This is a genomic window from Martinezella sp. CNPSo 3890 (genome assembly GCF_057784455.1).
This window is the reverse complement of sequence record NZ_JBXSOR010000001.1, coordinates 408,136-426,069: the sequence shown is the minus strand read 5'-3', so window position 1 is coordinate 426,069 and position 17,934 is coordinate 408,136. Positions and strand designations below refer to the sequence as shown.

The 17,934-nt window shown below is 60.1% G+C and carries 21 protein-coding genes; 9 read left to right on the top strand and 12 right to left on the bottom strand.

Annotated elements, in window-relative coordinates; genetic code table 11:
* Window positions 1-80 precede the first annotated feature (80 nt).
* The 3 genes from AC13RC_RS02090 to AC13RC_RS02080 form a co-directional block, all read right to left on the bottom strand.
* Window positions 81-353: a type II toxin-antitoxin system RelE family toxin gene (locus AC13RC_RS02090; protein ID WP_113331941.1), complete on the bottom strand. Its 273-nt coding sequence runs from the start codon at window positions 351-353 to the stop codon at window positions 81-83.
* On the bottom strand, window positions 337-561 hold the full coding sequence (gene relB, locus AC13RC_RS02085) for a type II toxin-antitoxin system RelB family antitoxin (RefSeq protein ID WP_069613789.1): 225 nt from the start codon (window positions 559-561) through the stop codon (window positions 337-339). Before relB ends, AC13RC_RS02090 begins: the two co-directional genes overlap by 17 nt.
* Before the next feature lie 84 nt (window positions 562-645).
* Window positions 646-1,140: a DUF721 domain-containing protein gene (locus tag AC13RC_RS02080; protein ID WP_488556350.1), complete on the bottom strand. Its 495-nt coding sequence runs from the start codon at window positions 1,138-1,140 to the stop codon at window positions 646-648.
* Window positions 1,141-1,235: 95 nt separating this feature from the next.
* Here AC13RC_RS02080 and mutY point away from each other — a divergent pair, with 95 nt between their 5' ends.
* The 3 genes from mutY to AC13RC_RS02065 are packed head-to-tail and all read left to right on the top strand — an operon-like array spanning window position 1,236 to window position 3,332.
* Entirely contained in the window at window positions 1,236-2,351 is a 1,116-nt protein-coding gene (gene mutY / locus AC13RC_RS02075; protein ID WP_488556741.1) for an A/G-specific adenine glycosylase, read from the top strand.
* Window positions 2,348-2,962 carry an HAD family hydrolase gene (locus AC13RC_RS02070; protein WP_488556349.1) on the top strand — a complete coding sequence of 205 codons (615 nt, stop codon included), beginning with the start codon at window positions 2,348-2,350 and terminating at the stop codon, window positions 2,960-2,962. Before mutY ends, AC13RC_RS02070 begins: the two co-directional genes overlap by 4 nt.
* Window positions 2,963-2,966: 4 nt before the next feature.
* Window positions 2,967-3,332, top strand: a complete 366-nt coding sequence (locus tag AC13RC_RS02065; protein WP_488556348.1) for a nuclear transport factor 2 family protein — start codon at window positions 2,967-2,969, stop codon at window positions 3,330-3,332.
* Between the two features lie 131 nt (window positions 3,333-3,463).
* Here the strand turns inward: AC13RC_RS02065 and AC13RC_RS02060 are convergent, their stop codons facing one another.
* The 3 genes from AC13RC_RS02060 to AC13RC_RS02050 all read right to left on the bottom strand — a co-directional run bounded on the left by AC13RC_RS02060 (window position 3,464) and on the right by AC13RC_RS02050 (window position 5,425).
* Complete coding sequence (locus tag AC13RC_RS02060; RefSeq protein WP_095434181.1) at window positions 3,464-4,594, bottom strand: site-specific DNA-methyltransferase; 1,131 nt, start codon at window positions 4,592-4,594, stop codon at window positions 3,464-3,466.
* A gap of 157 nt (window positions 4,595-4,751) precedes the next feature.
* Window positions 4,752-5,099 (bottom strand): antibiotic biosynthesis monooxygenase family protein, encoded by a 348-nt coding sequence (locus AC13RC_RS02055; RefSeq protein WP_488556347.1) that lies wholly within the window; start codon window positions 5,097-5,099, stop codon window positions 4,752-4,754.
* Entirely contained in the window at window positions 5,096-5,425 is a 330-nt protein-coding gene (locus tag AC13RC_RS02050; protein ID WP_113331947.1) for an NIPSNAP family protein, read from the bottom strand. The genes AC13RC_RS02055 and AC13RC_RS02050 overlap by 4 nt, the downstream gene beginning before the upstream one ends.
* A gap of 72 nt (window positions 5,426-5,497) precedes the next feature.
* Between AC13RC_RS02050 and AC13RC_RS02045 the strand changes: the two genes are divergently transcribed.
* Entirely contained in the window at window positions 5,498-6,238 is a 741-nt protein-coding gene (locus tag AC13RC_RS02045) for an ArsR/SmtB family transcription factor (RefSeq protein WP_183813418.1), read from the top strand.
* On the opposite strand, the gene AC13RC_RS02040 is transcribed toward AC13RC_RS02045, so the two are convergent.
* The 3 genes from AC13RC_RS02040 to AC13RC_RS02030 all read right to left on the bottom strand — a co-directional run bounded on the left by AC13RC_RS02040 (window position 6,235) and on the right by AC13RC_RS02030 (window position 8,179).
* Window positions 6,235-6,660 carry a DUF1284 domain-containing protein gene (locus AC13RC_RS02040; protein WP_488556346.1) on the bottom strand — a complete coding sequence of 142 codons (426 nt, stop codon included), beginning with the start codon at window positions 6,658-6,660 and terminating at the stop codon, window positions 6,235-6,237. The two genes, AC13RC_RS02045 and AC13RC_RS02040, sit on opposite strands and share 4 nt — an antisense overlap.
* A complete protein-coding gene (locus AC13RC_RS02035) occupies window positions 6,657-7,247 on the bottom strand; it encodes a biotin transporter BioY (protein WP_488556345.1) in 591 nt (196 codons plus the stop codon). The genes AC13RC_RS02040 and AC13RC_RS02035 overlap by 4 nt, the downstream gene beginning before the upstream one ends.
* Window positions 7,248-7,510: 263 nt before the next feature.
* The gene (locus tag AC13RC_RS02030; protein ID WP_113331951.1) at window positions 7,511-8,179 is read right to left on the bottom strand and encodes a GntR family transcriptional regulator; all 669 of its coding nucleotides are present in this window, start codon (window positions 8,177-8,179) and stop codon (window positions 7,511-7,513) included.
* Window positions 8,180-8,422: 243 nt separating this feature from the next.
* Here AC13RC_RS02030 and AC13RC_RS02025 point away from each other — a divergent pair, with 243 nt between their 5' ends.
* Window positions 8,423-9,115, top strand: a complete 693-nt coding sequence (locus tag AC13RC_RS02025) for an HAD family hydrolase (protein ID WP_113331986.1) — start codon at window positions 8,423-8,425, stop codon at window positions 9,113-9,115.
* Window positions 9,116-9,218: 103 nt separating this feature from the next.
* On the opposite strand, the gene AC13RC_RS02020 is transcribed toward AC13RC_RS02025, so the two are convergent.
* Entirely contained in the window at window positions 9,219-9,839 is a 621-nt protein-coding gene (locus AC13RC_RS02020; protein WP_488556344.1) for a hypothetical protein, read from the bottom strand.
* Between the two features lie 313 nt (window positions 9,840-10,152).
* Between AC13RC_RS02020 and thrC the strand changes: the two genes are divergently transcribed.
* The 4 genes from thrC to AC13RC_RS02000 are packed head-to-tail and all read left to right on the top strand — an operon-like array spanning window position 10,153 to window position 16,443.
* Window positions 10,153-11,550, top strand: a complete 1,398-nt coding sequence (gene thrC, locus AC13RC_RS02015) for a threonine synthase (protein ID WP_152093593.1) — start codon at window positions 10,153-10,155, stop codon at window positions 11,548-11,550.
* 20 nt (window positions 11,551-11,570) lie between these two features.
* On the top strand, window positions 11,571-12,869 hold the full coding sequence (locus AC13RC_RS02010; RefSeq protein ID WP_113353923.1) for a M16 family metallopeptidase: 1,299 nt from the start codon (window positions 11,571-11,573) through the stop codon (window positions 12,867-12,869).
* A gap of 50 nt (window positions 12,870-12,919) precedes the next feature.
* Window positions 12,920-13,534: a GNAT family N-acetyltransferase gene (locus AC13RC_RS02005; protein WP_113331954.1), complete on the top strand. Its 615-nt coding sequence runs from the start codon at window positions 12,920-12,922 to the stop codon at window positions 13,532-13,534.
* Window positions 13,531-16,443, top strand: coding sequence for an EAL domain-containing protein (locus AC13RC_RS02000; RefSeq protein ID WP_371865500.1), 2,913 nt, complete (start codon window positions 13,531-13,533; stop codon window positions 16,441-16,443). The genes AC13RC_RS02005 and AC13RC_RS02000 overlap by 4 nt, the downstream gene beginning before the upstream one ends.
* A 24-nt stretch (window positions 16,444-16,467) precedes the next feature.
* Here the strand turns inward: AC13RC_RS02000 and AC13RC_RS01995 are convergent, their stop codons facing one another.
* Both AC13RC_RS01995 and AC13RC_RS01990 read right to left on the bottom strand, forming a co-directional pair.
* Window positions 16,468-17,523 (bottom strand): zinc-binding metallopeptidase family protein, encoded by a 1,056-nt coding sequence (locus AC13RC_RS01995; RefSeq protein WP_488556343.1) that lies wholly within the window; start codon window positions 17,521-17,523, stop codon window positions 16,468-16,470.
* Window positions 17,524-17,661: 138 nt separating this feature from the next.
* On the bottom strand, window positions 17,662-17,853 hold the full coding sequence (locus AC13RC_RS01990; protein WP_069613771.1) for a CsbD family protein: 192 nt from the start codon (window positions 17,851-17,853) through the stop codon (window positions 17,662-17,664).
* Window positions 17,854-17,934 lie beyond the last annotated feature (81 nt).

Sequence of the window (17,934 nt, the reverse complement as noted above, 5' to 3'; positions counted from 1 at the left end):
ACCGGGGAAAGACAAAAAGCTAAAATTGCTGCCGGAATCGCAACCAGACAATTAGCTGTATCGAATACAGCATGGTCGGATTATTTTCGATAGACTTCACGTCTGTTGCCGATTCGAACGATCAGTATCCGCACGGCTCTATCTTCTATGTGCGCGATAATACGATAATCCCCTACTCTGTATTTCCAGAAATCGCCGAGTTCCGAGCCCTTCAGCGCCTCTCCGATGGCACGCGGATCATCCAGCTTGGCAACACGGTCGTAAAGAAACTTCAAGATTCGGCGGGAAACCTCATGTCCGAGTTTGTCTAGTTCGCGCTCGGCGGCTCGTTGAAATTCAATCTGCCACGCCATAACGCGCCATCAGTTCGGCCAGCGAAACGGTGTCACTCTCACCACGGCGAAGCTCTTCGAGACGCTTTTCCGCCAAATAGATATCCTCAAGATCATCAAGATGCTCGAGAATTGCTTCGCGCGCATAGAAACTCTTGCTGCGCCCCGTACGCTTGGCGAGCTCATCGAGCCTTGCTTCAATTTCCGGCGGAAGCCTCAGGGCCAGCATAACATTAAACTCCGTTTGCTATACAAATATAGCAACTCGGGAGCGGATATCCAACCGGATTTCGAAATTCAGCTCCGCTATCTTCTAGCGCCGTTTCCAAGCCATGGCCGTTCCTAAACGCTGAACGGCGGCCCTGATCTTCTCATCTTCAATGCCGTCCATCATGTCAGCCAGCTTGCGGGCCGCCTCGCCCTTCAGTGGCGGCGGCGTGCGCGAACGCTTGGACGCGACCGAAACCGGTTTCTGCACGATGCGGATCTGATTGACGGCGTAGAAGCCGAAGAAGCTGTTGATGCGCTGGATGAGTTCGCCCTGGGCATGGGTCAGGAAGAGCGCGCGGGCGCCCTCGCAGGCGATCGTCAAGACACCCGGCTGAAACCGCTCGTCCATGCCGGGGCCGCCTCGCTTCGCCCACGCGATCTTTTCCGGCCGCGTGCAATCGGCAAAATCCTCGCCGGCGATCTCGTCCCAGCAGCCGAGCAGCGTTGTATTGATACCTGCGCGTTTTGCCAGCACGGGATCGACGATGCCGTTGGTCAGCTCGGAAATCTGCTTTTCGCCTTTTCGGGGATAACTCATTTCAACTGGGTCTCTACACAGGCTTTATGCGTCCGGCACCTTGATCGCCCGACACAGCTTGGCCAAGTATAGAGCACTTCCCCTCGACGCGGCAAATCATGACGACGACTTTAGAATTCCCCACGGCCGCATCGCTGCTTGCCTGGTACGACCGCCATCACCGCGACCTGCCCTGGCGCGTCTCGCCGCCGATGGCAGCACGCGGCGTCAAGCCGGACCCCTATCGCGTCTGGCTGTCGGAAGTGATGCTGCAGCAGACGACCGTGCCGGCGGTCAAAGCCTATTTCGCGAAATTCCTGGAGCGCTGGCCGACTGTCAATGATCTTGCCGCCGCTGCGAATGAAGACGTCATGGCCGCCTGGGCGGGGCTCGGCTATTACGCGCGCGCCCGCAATCTGAAGAAATGCGCCGAAGCGGTTGCCGCAGACCATGCTGGCCGCTTTCCAGACACCGAGGAAGGGCTGCGAGCGCTTCCCGGCATCGGCGATTATACATCCGCCGCCGTCGCGGCCATCGCGTTCAATCGCCAGGCAGCCGTGATGGACGGTAATGTCGAGCGGGTCATTTCCCGCCTCTACGCGATTTCGGCGCCACTGCCCAGCGCCAAGCCGCTGATGAAGCAGAAGGTAGCCCTGCTGACACCCGCCGACCGGCCGGGCGATTTCGCCCAGGCGATGATGGATCTCGGCGCGACGATCTGCACGCCGAAGCGTCCGGCCTGTTCGCTCTGTCCCTTCAACGGCGCTTGTCAGGCGCTGGCCGCGCATGATCCCGAATGTTTCCCGGTCAAGGCAGCCAAGAAGGAAAAGCCGGTGCGCCAGGGCGCGGCCTTCGTCGCCGTCAATGACGAGGGGGAAATTTTCCTGCGGCGGCGTGTGGAAAGTGGGTTGCTCGGCGGCATGACCGAGGTTCCGACGACCGGCTGGACGGCGCGGATTGACGGCGAGACCGGCATCGAGGCCGCGCCCTTCCCTGCCGACTGGCAGCCGGCAGGCACGGTGACGCATGTCTTCACGCATTTCGAATTGAGATTGTCGATCTGGCGTGCCAAGTCGGTGACGCAGAATGACAACCATGACGGATGGTGGGCGCCGGTTACAAATCTTGAAGAGCAGGCACTCCCGACAGTCATGAAAAAAGCAATCGCTCAGGCTATTCCCAATGCGTTCGCAAAAATGCCTTTAGAGCAAAAATCAGGAATTCATTCATGACGACGGAAATACGGCACATCGTTTTCGATATTGGCAAGGTTCTCATCCACTATGATCCAAACCTTCCCTACAGCCGGATCATTCCGGACGATGCTGAGCGAGAATGGTTCTTCGCCAATGTCTGCACTCATGAATGGAACCTCGAGCAGGATCGCGGCCGCACCTGGAGCGATGCCGAGGCGCTGCTGATCGCCGATCATCCCGAACGGGAAGAGCAAATCCGCAGCTTTCGCAAATATTGGCACGAGATGGTTCCGCATGCCTATGAAGACAGCGTCGCTATTCTGGAACAGCTCATCGCGGAAGGCCGCGATGTCACCATGCTGACCAATTTCGCCTCTGACACGTTCCGCGAGGCACAGGAGCGCTATCCCTTCCTCAAGAAGCCGCGCGGCGTGACGGTTTCGGGCGATATCGGCCTGATCAAGCCGGATGTCGCGATTTATGATACCCACGCCAAGAGCTTCGGTCTCGACCCTGCCTCGACGATCTTTATCGATGATTCCCGGGCGAACGTCGAAGGCGCGCGCGCTGCCGGCTGGCATGCTGTTCACTTCACCGGCGCCGAGAAGCTGCGCAGCGATCTCGCCGCCCATGGCATAAAGGTTTAAGCCGATGACCTTCGATCCCGCAGAACGCATTGAGCTGTTCCATGACGCGATCAACCGCCTCGACTATGAGGCGATCGAAAATTTCTTCGCCGAGGATGCAACCTATGTCTCCAACGGCGTCGGCAGCCTTGCCGGCCGCGCGGCGATCATGGAAGCCTTCCGCGGCTATTTCGACACCTATCCGGATCAGACCGCATCCAACTCGCTGGTGGAGACGCTGACCCCACTGTCCGGCCGTGCCGTCTGGTCTGTCCGCGCAACCAACAGCAAGACGGGCAAGCCGCTGATCCGCGAAGGCGAGGAAACGATTACCTTTAACGAGGACGGCCGCGTCGTGCGCGTCGATGTCACGGATTATCAGGAATTCTAAAATCTGAGACTAAAGACGCGCAGGGCCTTGCCGGATAGATCGCCCGGCAAGGCCCTGCGCATTTCACCTTCTTCCCTGACTGGAGGTACGCGGCGGAAGAAGGCGGATTTGTTTGCCGGAAATGGCTGAGGCTACTCCACCTTGGCCAGATCGCTGCGGATGATGGCTCTGAGTTCGTCGATCGGACGCAGGGAACGGCCGTCGTCGAAATGCCAGAACATCCACCCATTGCATGCATCAAGGCCCTGAACTTTCGCGCCAAGGCGATGAATGGAACCGGCCTCGCCGCCGGAAGCAACCGTGCCATCAGCCCGCACGATGGCGCTATAGCGGCGCTTCGCATCGGTCAGCACCTGGCCGGGTTTGATGAGGCCGCTCTCGATCAGAACGTTGAACGCAACGCGCACTTCCGCCTTCTTGCCGGTCATGACGGTCAGTTCCGCCTTGCCGAGCGGCTCAACGGCGGCGATACGGGCGCTGGCCGCATCGATATAATCCTGCTCGCGCTCGATACCGACGAAGTGGCGGCCGAGACGCTTGGCAACCGCGCCCGTCGTGCCCGATCCAAAGAAGGGATCGAGAATGATGTCGCCAGGCTTCGACGAGGCCATAATGACACGGGCCAGCAGCGCTTCCGGCTTCTGCGTCGGATGCACCTTCTTGCCGTCGTCGCCCTTCAGCCGCTCATTGCCGCTGCAGATCGGAAACAGCCAATCGGAGCGCATCTGCACATCGTCGTTGGCGGCCTTCATCGCATCATAGTTGAAGGTATAGCCCTTCGCCTTGGCGTTCGGGCTCGCCCAGATCATCGTCTCATGCGCGTTCTGGAAGCGGCGGCCCTTGAAATTCGGCATCGGGTTGGTCTTGCGCCAGACGATGTCGTTGAGGATCCAGAAGTTCAGATCCTGCAGCGTCGCGCCGACGCGGAAGATGTTGTGATAGGAGCCGATGACCCAGATCGTGCCCGTTGGCTTCAGCACGCGGCGGCAGGCGAGCAGCCAGGCGCGGGTGAAGGCATCATAGGCTTCGAAAGAGGCGAACTGGTCCCATTCGTCATCGACTGCATCGACAAGCGACTGGTCCGGACGATGCAGCGTGCCGCCAAGCTGGAGGTTGTATGGTGGGTCGGCGAAGATGACGTCGACGGATTGATTGGGCAGTGCCTCAAGAGCGGCCACGCAATCGCCCTTGATGATCGTGTCGATCCAGGACCCCGGAACGGCTGAAGTCCTGAGGTCGGCAAGCGGGAAAACTGACGCCATGTGATACTCGCTGTTACACTTACTCGGTGCTCTTAACTGAGTGTTATGGTTACCTAACTTGGTTACCAAAGGCTAAAGCGGCGTCATATTTTCTGCATTCCCAACGAAACCGCCGGGAATGCAGGCCTCATCGAAAGGCGCTATCGCTTTGAAAGCCCTAGATGTCGTGTACTGCGTGGCTATCGTCGGGCGCTTCGGCCCGTTCCGTCATCCCGTAATCGCGAAGCACCTGCGCGACACGCAAACGATAGTCGGCAAAGACTGTCTTGCGCCCCGCTTTCTGGGCGGCGCGATGGGCCTCGCGGTTTCGCCATTGGCGAACGGCGGCCTCGTCGCGCCAGAAGGACAGCGACAGGATCTTGCCCGGCTGGGTCAGGCTTTCGAAGCGTTCGATGGAGACGAAACCGTCGATCGCTTCCAGTTCCGAACGCAGCCTTGCGGCAATATCGAGATAGTGCTGGCGTTCGTCGGGATGGGGAATAACTTCGAAAATGACTGCGATCACGGCGATATCCTCGGAGCATGCGGCAGCGAGACATTCTTCAGGAAAATGCGGTCTTCCTGCAAGATGAAGCGCTCGCGGCGGGCAAAATCGAGATTGGCCTGCGCTAGCGGATCGGCGGCGAGGCTCTTGCGATAAGCCTCGTAGGCGGCGAGATTTTCGATGTTGTAGATGCCATAGGCCGTCGTCAGCGAGCCTTCATGCGGAGCGAAATAGCCGATCAGGTCCGCGCCATTGCGTGGGATGACCTGGCCCCAGGCTTTGCCATACTCTGCGAAGGCGTCCTGCTTGAACGGGTCGATCTGATAGCGGATGAGACAGGTGATCATGGGTTTTCTCCTTTGCTGATGCCGCTGTTTTCGCACATTGCAGCACGGAGATGGTTCGGTTACGATCGAAGTATGAAAGAAGGTCCAGACATAGCACAGATCGGCTCGCTGATCGGCGATCCCGCGCGAGCGAACATTTTGACGGCGCTGATGGGCGGCCGGGCGTTGACGGCAACGGAACTGGCGGCGGCTGCCGGCGTGACGTTGCAGACCGCCAGCGCCCATCTTGCCAAACTTGAAGCGGGAGGCCTGCTGGCACAACGCAAGCAGGGCCGCCATCGCTATTTCACGCTGGCGGACGATCGAGTCGGCAAGCTGCTTGAGGGTATCATGGGTTTTGCAGCCAGCCGTGGCCATCTGCGCCATCGTCCCGGCCCGAAGGAGCCGGCCCTGCGCAAGGCGCGCATCTGCTACGACCACCTGGCCGGCGATTACGGCGTACGCATGCTCGACAGCCTGATCGAGGCCGGGTCGATCTCCACGGTGGGCGAAGGTCTGAGCCTGACGGCCGATGGCGAAAGGCATCTTGGAACGATCGGCATCGACGTCTCCGGATTGCGCTCGAGCCGCCGCCCGCTTTGCCGATCCTGCCTGGACTGGAGCGAGCGGCGCGCGCATCTCGCCGGCAGCCTCGGCAAGGCGCTGCTTTCGAACTTCCTCGACAAGGGATGGGCGCGGCGAACCGAAAACAGCCGCTCGATCTTCTTCACGCCCGAGGGCGAGCGCCGCTTTTTGGCGCTCTTTCCACTTGAGTTGAGCGATGGCGCCCGGCGACCAGAGGCCTCACAGCCAGAGCTGGATAACACGCCTTAGGCTGCCTTGATCAGGACACCGCTGAAATTGCTGGCAGCAATGCGGCTGCAGAGGTCGCCCCATTCGCAGCCGATGCAGGCATGACGGATTTCACCGCCGGCGAAATTGCGGCGAAGCTTTGCAAGCAGGATGACATCAGGCACCAGCACCGTGCCTATGCCGATCTCTTCGCCCAGCAAGGCCGCGACATCGGCAAGGGCAGTTACATCCCGCTCGATGACCGAAGCCTTGAAGCAGTGTGGCTCCTCCCCGTTCAGGAGCGGAGCGCAGATGTCATCGGGGCCGGAGACCAGTTTGATCTCCTCCCCTTCCGACAGCCGCTCGGCGATGCGGCGATAATTGTCGGTGAAGGCCGAGGTATAGCCTTCACCGACGAAGGTCAGCATGCAGAGCAGATGATGGGCGCGAAGCCTGACGGTCAATTCAGACGCGCCTTGCCGCTATAGACCTGAATGGTCTTCAGCACTGCGGCTGCAAGCGCGGACTTGAGGACGGCGCCGAGGATGAAGGGCGCCACGCCAAGCAGCCAGCCTTTTTCCGCACCGATCAGCGCTGCAAGCCATGCGCCGCCGATCGCAAGGCAGAGAATGTTAGCCGAGAGATGCGCCAGAAAGCTGCGCACGACGCGGTTGCCGCTCCAACCTCGCTCGGCAAGCCAGCCGACGAGGGCTGCGATGATCGGGAAGGATGCGAGATAACCCGCCGTCGGACCCATGAAGGGCGCAATGCCGCCTGCCCCGCCGGCGAGCACCGGAAAGCCGATGGCAGCTTCGCCCAGCCAGGCGAGAACCGTAACTGCGCCGAGACGCCAGCCATAAAGAGCACCGATCATGGTAATCGCGAATGTCTGCATGGTGATCGGCACCGGCACCATCGGCACCGAGATTTGCGATGCGAGCGCCAGGATCAGTGTTCCGGCGAGAACGAACACAGTCTTGGCAACAAGCGAACGCTGACCAAGGCGAAGCGGATCGAAAGCGACTTCATCGTTATGCTGCAACAGGGACATAGGCTCTCCTTTCAAAATTATAGATAATTTTTGAGTCTCATCTATTTTATGAGAGAGATTGCGAAATCAGGCAAGTGGCAAGCTCCGGATATTTTGAGTAAGCGCGAATCCCATTGAAAAATAAGAGTAATAAATCCGGAAAGCGCGGCGAACCGCAGCTGAAATGCTGATCGAGATGCAGCAGCGGCAAAACGAAGAAACTCCGCGCGGAGCACAGCTCGCGAGGCACGCCCTACAAGGCATCTCAAAATTATCTATAATTTTTAGCCGACGATTGCGAAGGCGTCGCGTGTCGATCCGGTAGGTGTGCGCACCGGCGCGCGGCCGATCCATTGCACATGTTTCTGCAGAATAGCAGCCGCCTCGTCGGCCCGCCCTTGGCGCAGCGCCGCCAGAATGGCGCGGTGGTCATGATCCGTGCGTTTTTCCCAGCCGGATTGCCAGGCGGAGAAGAGAAAGCGGGCGCTCGCCGCATGCAGATCGTCGATCGCCGCGAGCAGACGCGCCATACCGCAGGGCGCCAGAATCAGGCGATGGAAACGACGGTTTGCTTCCTCCCAGGCGTGGACGTCACCGGCGGCATCGCCGTCACGCGTCGCCTGCTCGGCCTCGTCCAGAATGGCTGACGTCAGATGCGGGGCCGCATGCTTGAGTGCAAGGCCTTCGAGGGCTGCGCGCATTTCCGCAACTTCGCGGACTTCCTTGAGATCGAAGGAGGCGACGCGCACGCCGCGACGCGGCAGGCTGATCGCCAGTCCCTGCGCCTCGAGCCGCCGGAACGCCTCGCGCACGGGCACATGGCTGGTGCCGAACTCCTCGGCGATGTGATCCTGCCGCAGGCGGGCATCGGGCGCGATCTCGCCGCGGATGATGCGGTCGGCAAGCACCCGGCTGATGCGGCTGGCAATGGTGTCGTCGCGCTCCTTGGCCATGGCCGATCCTTAAAGGCGGGTCAATCCGATGTCGAGGGCCGATATCGAGCGACAAGAAATCGTCATCACCTCTTTTGCGCATTTCGACCTTTTCGCTCACTGCAGCGCAGCCATGCCCGCCAATTGGTTGAGCTTTGCCGACATATCGTGTAAAGCCCGGCGGTCATTTTTCAGAGCATGCCCCGAAACATCAATGGTTTCCTGCAGCGTGCCGAACTCAGCCACATCAAAGGCAGCAATTTCATGAGCAATGGCTTCGACCTCATCATCTTCGACTGCGACGGCGTTCTGGTCGATTCGGAAATCATCGCGGCACAAGTCGAATCCAAACTGCTGACCGATGCGGGCTATCCGATCAGCACCGAGGAAATGGGTGAACGCTTCGCCGGCATGACCTGGCGCAACATCCTGTTCGAAGTCGAGCGCGAGGCCAGTATTCCCCTCTCCGCTTCGCTGCTCGACAAATCGGAAAAGCTGCTCGACCTGGCGCTTGCCAGCGACGTTCAGCCTATCCCTGGCGTTCCGCTGGCGCTGTCACGCCTGCCGATACCGCGCTGCATCTGCTCGAATTCCAGCTTCGCCCGCATCGAGATGATGCTGACGAAGGTCGGCTACCTCAAACTGTTTGCTCCGAATATCTTTTCCGCCAAGGATCTCGGCGCCGACCGCGTAAAGCCCAAGCCGGACATCTTCCTGCATGGCGCCAAGCAGATGAATGTCAGCCCGGCCAATACGATCGTCGTCGAAGATTCGGTCCACGGCGTTCAGGCGGCACGTGCCGCCGGCATGCGCGTCATCGGCTTCACCGGCGCATCGCACACCTATCCTTCGCATGCCGACCGTCTGACCGATGCCGGCGCCGAAACCGTCGTCAGCCGCATGGCCGACTTGCCGGGCGTGGTCATGGCGCTCGCCGAATGGGACGGCGTGCTCTGAGGCAATAGGCAATAGGCAATAGGCAATAGGCAAGATGTTGCGGCCATAGTGCCGGCGGCAGCAAGGACAAGGTGATCTTTTCCTACTGCCTACTGCTCCAACTTTAGTGACGCTTCTTGCGCGCTGGCTTCTCGCCCTTTGCCGGCTTCTGCGGGCCTTGATCGAAGCCGATCTGGACGATGGTGAAGCCGCCCGAGCCGCCGGCAACCTGGATGTCGTCATCCGTGAAGAGGAACTGCGCCGTGCTTTCGCCCGGCGGGATTTCCGCCGTATACATGATGGTCTTGCTATAGAGCGCGTTGTCATTGTCCATGACCGCAACATGGATCGGCAGGGTTACCTTGCCGGAGCTGCCCATGGGACCAGCAACCAGGCGCCCCTGCGCCACGACGTGAATGCCGAGGCTTGTTCCATCGGTGGTGCACTGGCGGGTCGCCTGCGCCAGCGAAGCCTGATAGACTAGCTGGTTCGGATCGTCCTTGGCGCCCTTGGCGTAGGTGCGATAGACCGAATCCTCGTCGCGGATGACCGCCTGCGGGCACTTGCCGGCGACATAGGTCTGGCCGCCCGTAGGTGCGGCAGTCGTGGGTCCGGTTTGCGGCGCTACCGTTACATCCGTTGCCGGCTGTTTTTCACTGTTGCCGCCGATGCCGAGAGTGCTGCAACCCGTCAGGAATGCCAGAAGCGAAGCGGAGAAAAGACGACGCGAAACCTTGCCAAACACTATAATTCCACCCTCTCCATATATTTCATATAATCGGCCTGCAGCCTGTCAAACGGGCCTTTTATGACACTTGGCGATGGTCTATACCAGCGACGCAGCGAAAAATCGATTGGGTAGACACCGTTTTGGCTCACTTTTCGAGATCGACACATTGCCACAAACAGACGCCACATGGCGCCGATCCCACGCGCCTTGCGCAAACGCGAAAATCACGCGGCTGATCCGACGCAAAAAGACCGGCCGTCGTCTCTTCGTTCCTCTACCCTCTCAATCGATCACTCAGGCAATTTTGCGACCAAAGGAATTCTAGACCGTGGACTATATTTCAACGCGGGGAGAAGCCCCTGCCCTTGGCTTCTGCGACGCCCTCCTGGCCGGCCTTGCTCGTGACGGCGGGCTCTATGTTCCCCGTGAATGGCCGGTCCTGACGAAGAAGGAAATCCGCGCCTTTCGCGGCAAGAGCTATCAGGATGTCGCCTTCGCGGTGCTTTCGCCCTTCACCAATGGCGAGATCCCGGCAGATGTCTTCCGCGGCATGATCGACGATGCCTACGCCACGTTCCGGCATCCGGCAGTGGCGCCACTCGTCCAGACCGGGCCGAACAGCTTCGTCATGGAGCTTTTTCACGGCACGACACTCGCCTTCAAGGATGTCGCCATGCAGCTGCTGGCGCGGCTGATGGACTATGCGCTGGAGAAGCGCGGCCAGCGGGCGACCATCGTCGGCGCGACCTCGGGCGATACCGGCGGCGCGGCAATCGACGCCTTTGCCGGACGCGAGCGCACCGATATCTTCATTCTCTTCCCGCATGGAAAAGTCTCGCCGGTACAGCAGCGGCAGATGACCACCTCGACGGCAGCAAATGTGCATGCGCTGGCCATCAAGGGCAATTTCGACGATTGCCAGAACCTCGTCAAAGCCATGTTCAACGATGCGCCCTTCCGCGACAAGGTGAGGCTCTCCGGCGTCAATTCCATCAACTGGGCGCGAATCATGGCGCAGGTGGTCTACTATTTCACCACCGCTGTTGCTCTCGGCGGCCCTGACCGAAAGATTTCCTTCACGGTGCCGACGGGCAATTTCGGCGATATTTTCGCCGGCTACGTCGCAAAGCGCATGGGCCTGCCGATCGAAAAACTGGTCATCGCCACCAACGAGAACGATATTCTGGCGCGCATGCTGAAGTCAGGCCGCTATGAGATGCGCTCGGTAAAAGCCACCACCTCGCCGTCGATGGATATCCAGATCTCCTCCAATTTCGAGCGCCTGCTGTTCGAGGCCAACGGCCGGGATGCCTCCAAGGTGCGCGCCGCCATGGAAAGCCTGAAGCAGTCGAACGGATTTTCAGTCAGCGAAGAAGCCCTGAAGCTTATCAAGAAGGACTTCCGAGCCGGCCGCGCCAGCGAGAAGCAGGTGGCCGAAACGATCCGCAAAACCCTTGCCGACACAGGCTATCTGCTCGATCCGCATACGGCGATCGGCGTCTTCATTGCGGGCAAGAACGAGCGTCCCAGCAGCCCGATGGTAACGCTTGCGACAGCACACCCGGCAAAATTCCCCGCCGCAGTAAAATCCGCATCCGGTATTGACCCGGCGCTTCCGACGTGGCTTGCTGGTCTGATGACCAGGGAGGAGCGTTTCGACATTCTCGATCCGGAACTTAAAGCCGTTGAAAGCTTTATCGGCAAGCATGCCCGGACCGGCGAATAACAGACGCGGAAAGACAGGCGATGACAGTGGAGTGCACCCGGCTAGCGTCCGGGCTGACAGTAGCGACCCAATCGATGCCACACCTCGAAAGCGTGGCACTCGGCGTTTGGATCAAGTCGGGTTCGCGTAACGAAACCGAGGCAGAACACGGTATCGCGCATCTGCTCGAACATATGGCGTTCAAGGGCACAGCGCGGCGCTCCGCCCGGCAGATCGCCGAGGAAATCGAGAATGTCGGCGGCGAAGTCAACGCCGCCACCTCGACGGAAACCACGTCTTATTATGCCCGCGTGCTGAAGGATCATGTGCCGCTCGCCGTCGATATCCTTGCCGATATCCTAACGGAATCCGCTTTCGACGAGGAAGAGCTGGCGCGCGAAAAACAGGTCATCCTGCAGGAAATCAATGCCGCGAACGACACGCCCGACGATGTCGTCTTCGACAAGTTTTCCGAGGTCGCCTATCGCGGCCAGACGCTTGGGCGCGCCATTCTCGGCACACCGGAGACTGTCGTCTCCTTCTCACCGGAACAGATCCGCCATTATCTCGGCCGCAACTACACGACCGACCGCATGTTCGTCGTGGCGGCCGGCGCAGTCGACCATGAAAGCTTCGTGCGGCAGGTCGAGGAGCGCTTCTCCAGTCTTCCGACGAAACCGTCCGCTCCGCCCGTTATCGAGCCGGCGCGCTATATCGGCGGCAACATTCGCGAAACCCGCGATCTGATGGATGCGCAGATCCTGCTCGGCTTCGAAGGCCGCGCCTATCATACCCGCGATTTCTACTGCTCGCAGATCCTCGCCAATATCCTCGGCGGCGGCATGTCCTCGCGCCTGTTCCAGGAAGTGCGCGAATTCCGCGGCCTCTGTTATTCGGTCTATGCCTTTCATTGGGGCTTCTCCGACACGGGCATCTTCGGCATCCATGCGGCGACCGGCGGCGAGAACCTGCCGGAACTGCTGCCCGTCATTGTCGACGAGCTGCATAAATCCTCGCATGACATTCAGCAGCAGGAAATCGAGCGCGCCCGCGCCCAGATCCGCGCGCAGCTGCTGATGGGCCAGGAAAGCCCGGCTGCCCGCGCCGGCCAGGTCGCACGACAGATGATGCTTTATGGCCGCCCCATCCCGAACCAGGAGATGCTGGAGCGCCTGGAAGGCATCACGATCGACCGCCTGACGGATCTTGCCGGTCGCTTGTTCTTCGATACAGTACCGACGCTTTCTGCGATCGGACCGCTGGAGCAGCTCGCCCCGATGGAGGACATCGTAACCTCGCTGTCGGCGCCGGTCCCTGCCTCCAGAAGCGCAAGCGGCTAAGGGCACGCCGCGGGCCTATGGGTGCAATTCTCGGGGGAGTGCTTGGCGGCATGCAAAAATCTGTCTTTCGGTTTCTCTCACGTCATACGGACGCGGTTGAACTCGAAAACGACAATTATTTGCTGCGTTTGCCGCGCTACTCCGATTTCAATCAATGGCATAAGCTTCGGGCGGAAAGCCGGCGCTTTCTCGAACCCTGGGAGCCTACCTGGCGACACGACGAGCTGACCGAGGGCGCCTATCGGGCACGCATCATCCGCGGAAAGCAGGAATACAGCTCCGGCCAGGCCATACCGCTCTTCATTTTTCTCAGGGAAAACATGACGCTGGTTGGCGGCATCACGATCGGCTATATTCGCCGAGGTGCCGCGCAGAGCTGCATGATCGGATATTGGATGGGCGAGCGCTACTCCGGTCAGGGCCATATGTTCGCCGCACTTCAGTTGGTTATACCCTATATCTTTTCCGGACTTGAGTTGCACCGAATTGAAGCAGCCTGTATTCCGGATAACGAGCGTAGCATGCGGCTTTTGGAAAAAGCCGGTTTCCAGCGGGAAGGTCATTTGCGCGGTTATCTTAAAATCAACGGTCAGTGGCGCGACCATGTGATGTTTTCAAGGTTGGCATCCGACACCAACCCGAACCGAAGCTTCGACCAGCGATGATCGCCGGAATGATGCAGACGTGGCCAACGGCCCGCCGGCTATGCGCCGTGATCGCAACGCTCGCGGCCGCCATGCTGCTGTTGATCGCCGGGATGGCTGATGCAGCCGAGCCCGTGAAGATCTCGCGCGACGATACTGCTCTCGATCTCACAGCGACGACCGAAATCTACACCAATCAGGGTGAAGCCTTCCAGGTTTCGACAGCGGCCGGCGCCGACGGCATCCGTCGCCGCATCGAGGTTCGCTCCTCTTCGCCCAATCATCAGGGCGACTGGGCGGTTTTCGCGCTCGCCAACGTTTCCGAAGAGCAGCTTGAGCGCGTCATCGTGGCGCCGCATTTCCGTCTCGTGAATTCAAAGGTCTTCTGGCCCGATCTCGGCTCGCAGCGCATCGTCGCGATCACGCCGAGCGAGGGTTTCGCGCTCGATCGTCAGCCGAGCGACGAGGCTGACGTCTTCCGTATCACGTTGAACCCCGGCGCCGTCGTCACCTTCGTTGCCGAACTTTCGTCACCGAACCTGCCGCAGCTCTATCTCTGGGAACCAAACGCCTACAAGGATACGGTCAACGCCTTCACGCTCTATCGCGGCATCGTGCTCGGGATTGCCGGCCTGCTAGCGGTGTTCCTGACCATTCTTTTCGTCGTCAAGGGCACGTCGATGCTGCCGGCCACGGCGGCGCTCGCCTGGGCAGTACTCGGCTACATCTGCGTCGATTTCGGCTTCCTCGGCAAGCTCATCAGCATCACGTCAAGCGACCAGCGAATATGGCGCGCCTGTGCGGAAGTGGCACTCGCGTCGAGCCTGGTGATCTTCCTCTTCACCTATCTCAATCTCAATCGCTGGCACGCCCATCTCGGCTATGTAACGCTTGCCTGGGTGCTTGGCCTTGCCCTCCTCTTCGGCGTGGCGATCTACGATCCGTCGATTGCCGCGGGCATTGCGCGGCTGTCGCTGGCGCTGACGGCAACAGCCGGCCTGCTGCTCATCATCTATCTCGGCTTCAGCCGTTATGACCGGGCCATCCTGCTCGTGCCGGCCTGGGCGCTGATCCTCGTCTGGCTGTTCGGCGCCTGGATGACGGTCATGGGCAAGCTCGACAATGACATCATCCAGCCGGCACTCGGCGGCGGCCTCGTTCTCATCGTCCTGCTGATCGGCTTCACTGTCATGCAGCACGCTTTTGCCGGCGGCGCCTTCCAGCAGGGCCTGTTCTCGGATCTGGAGCGGCAGTCCCTGGCGCTGACGGGCTCCGGCGATACCGTATGGGACTGGGACGTGGCGCGCGACCGCGTGGTGACGACGCCCGATATCTCGGTGAAGCTCGGCCTCTCGCCCGGAACCATGCATGGCGCGGCGCGCAACTGGCTGCCGCGGCTGCATCCCGACGACCGCGACCGCTTCCGAGCGACGCTCGACGTCCTTCTGGAGCATCGGCGCGGCCGATTGAACCATGAATTCCGGATCCGCGCGGAGGATGGACATTTCCACTGGCTGTCGATCCGCGCCCGGCCGGTGCTGGGGTCGAACGGCGAGATCATTCGCTGCGTCGGCACGATCGTCGACATTACCGAACAGAAGAATTCAGTCGAACGATTGCTGCACGACGCTGTGCACGACAATCTGACCGGGCTCCCGAACCGTCAGGTCTTCCTCGATCGCTTGCAAGCCGTTCTGACGCTGGCTTCCGATGGAAATCAATTGCGGCCGACGGTTATGGTCATCGACATCGATCGCTATAAACTCGTCAACGATACGCTTGGCTTTGCCGCAGGCGACAATATCCTAATCGCATTGACCCGTCGCCTTCGCCGCCTGATGAAGCCGCAGGATACGCTGGCGCGTCTTTCGGGCGACCAGTTCGGCCTCATCCTCGTTTCCGAACGCGATCCCGCCAAGGTCGCCGACTTCGCAGACGCGATCAGCAAGGCGATCATGGTGCCGATCAATTTCGCCAACCGCGAGATCATTTTGACGGCATCGGTCGGGTTGACCTCGTGGGTCGACCAGCAGGAAAATGCGGCCGGGATGCTGAGCGATGCGGAACTCGCCATGTATCGCGCCAAGCGCGCCGGCGGCAACCGCGTCGAACCTTTCCAACCCGCCTTCCGCAGCTTCGGCACCGACCGGTTGCAGCTCGAAACCGATCTGCGCCGCGCCGTCGAACGCAAGGAACTTTCGCTCGTCTATCAGCCGATCGTTCGGCTTGAGGATGCAGAAATCGCAGGCTTCGAGGCGCTGATGCGCTGGGAGCATCCGAAGCGCGGTAACATTCCGCCATCGGAATTCATCCCGATCGCGGAGGCGTCCGACATCATTGGTCCGCTCGGCATGTTCGCACTGGAGCAGGCAACGAACGACCTCAAGGCATGGCAGCGACAGACTGGCGACCTGCCGCTGTTCGTCTCCATCAACCTTTCCAGCGTACAGCTGCTCAATAACGAGCTTTACGACGATATCCGCGCCCTGCTCGCCAAGACCCATTGCGATCCAAGCCGCATCAAGCTGGAGCTGACGGAATCGCAGGTGATGGAGAATCCGGAACAGGCGCGGCTCGTGCTCGACAAGCTGCGCGAAGCCGGCATCGGTTTGGCGCTCGATGATTTCGGCACCGGCTATTCCTCGCTCGCCTATCTCACCCGCTTCCCCTTCGATACGATCAAGCTCGACAAGGCGATGGTCCGCGACGATAGCGACAAGAAGGCTGTCCTGTTGCGCTCGGTCATTTCCATGGCGCGCGAACTCAATATGCGCGTCGTCGCCGAGGGCATCGAATCGGAAGAGGATGCGCTGGAGCTCGCCAAGATCGGCTGCAGCTACGGCCAGAGTTTCATCTTTGGTCCGCCGATGGGCTCGGATTCGGTGATCCGTCTGCTCAAGGAACGCTTTCCGCTGACGAAGCGCGCTTAGCGTCATCAGTAACGGCAGCGCCGATCAGGCGTTGTCGATCAATTCCCTGATATAGTCGAGCTTCGCGACCACCGGCGGCGAAAGAATGAAGGGATAGGAATCCGGCTGCCCCATGCTGCGCTGGATGGAATTGATCGCTACGCTCAAAGGGATCCAGGCGCTGACGAGCTGCTCGGCGCTTTCTGCCTTGTAAGGATTGAAATCCACCTCGGCCGCCATGTCGTGATAGCGATGGGGATCAATCGCTAGGCCGAAGGAACGCGCCGTTTCCAGCGTATCGACGATGTGCAGATAATGCGCAAAGCATTCGGCGAAATCCTCCCAGGGATGGGAGCTGGCATAGGCGCTGATGAAACTTTCCTGCCAGCTTGCAGGCGGGCCATGGTCGTAATGGGCCTGGAGTGCGGCGCCATAATCGGCGCGCTCGTCGCCGAAGACGGCGCGAAAGGCATCGAATTGTCCACGATCGCGGACAAGCTTGTTCCAGATGAAATGGCCGGTCTCGTGGCGGAAGTGGCCAAGCAAGGTGCGATAGGGCTCATTCATGGAAGTACGCGCCTGTTCGCGCGTCACGTCATCGGCTTCAGCGGCCCGGATGGCGATCAGTCCCTCCTCGTGACCGGTCATCGCCGGGACCACGGTATTGCCCTGCACCTCATCCTCCAGGAAATCGAAGACGAGCCCACCTTCGGGGTCCTGCTGCCGATCGGGATGCGGCAGGTTCCACCGCAAGAGCGAATAAAACAAATGCCGCTGCGCCTGGCTGATGCGCCGCCAGCGATCTATACCCTGTTGCGTGCCGGTGTTCGGCACGAGACGATTGTGCCGACATGCAACGCAATAGGGCTGCGGATCGTCCGCATCAATGAGCCAATTGCAGATATCGAGTTCGGCATTCGCGCAGAAGCGAACATGCCGGGTCTGTTCGGAGACCGGGTGCCAGTTCGTCTCAGTTTCTGCTTCCAGGGCATATATCGCCAAGCGATCCGGGACGAAACCGAGCTGGTGACCACATCGAATGCATTGCCTGTTATCGAAATGAACAGGCTGTCCGCAATGATCGCACGTGAAAAGCCGCATGCTCCCCCTCGGAAAACTTATTGGCCGGCAATAAAGAGCCTGCCACGTTTCCGTAACAGGCTCTTCCTCCCAACATCGCCGCTTCGACGTCAATTCAGACGGAGCAGCGACCATGGATTGACAAAAACAAGCAGCCGGTCACATCCGGTCCACCGCTCCCTTGACCTTATCCTTGGCCTTGCCAACGGCGGTTTGCACCTTACCCTTGGCTTCCTGTGCAGCGCCCTTGGCGCGCATTTCCTTATCATTCGTCGCCTTGCCGGCCATCTGCTTGGCCTTGCCGGCAATTTCGTTCGCCTTACCGGACACCTTGTCGGTCGTGCTGCTCATGTCTGACGCCTCCTTGGCTGCGACAGCGGAATTGCCGTCGCTCTGTCGGGAAAACGTCACGCCCGCTATTTCGTTCCAAAA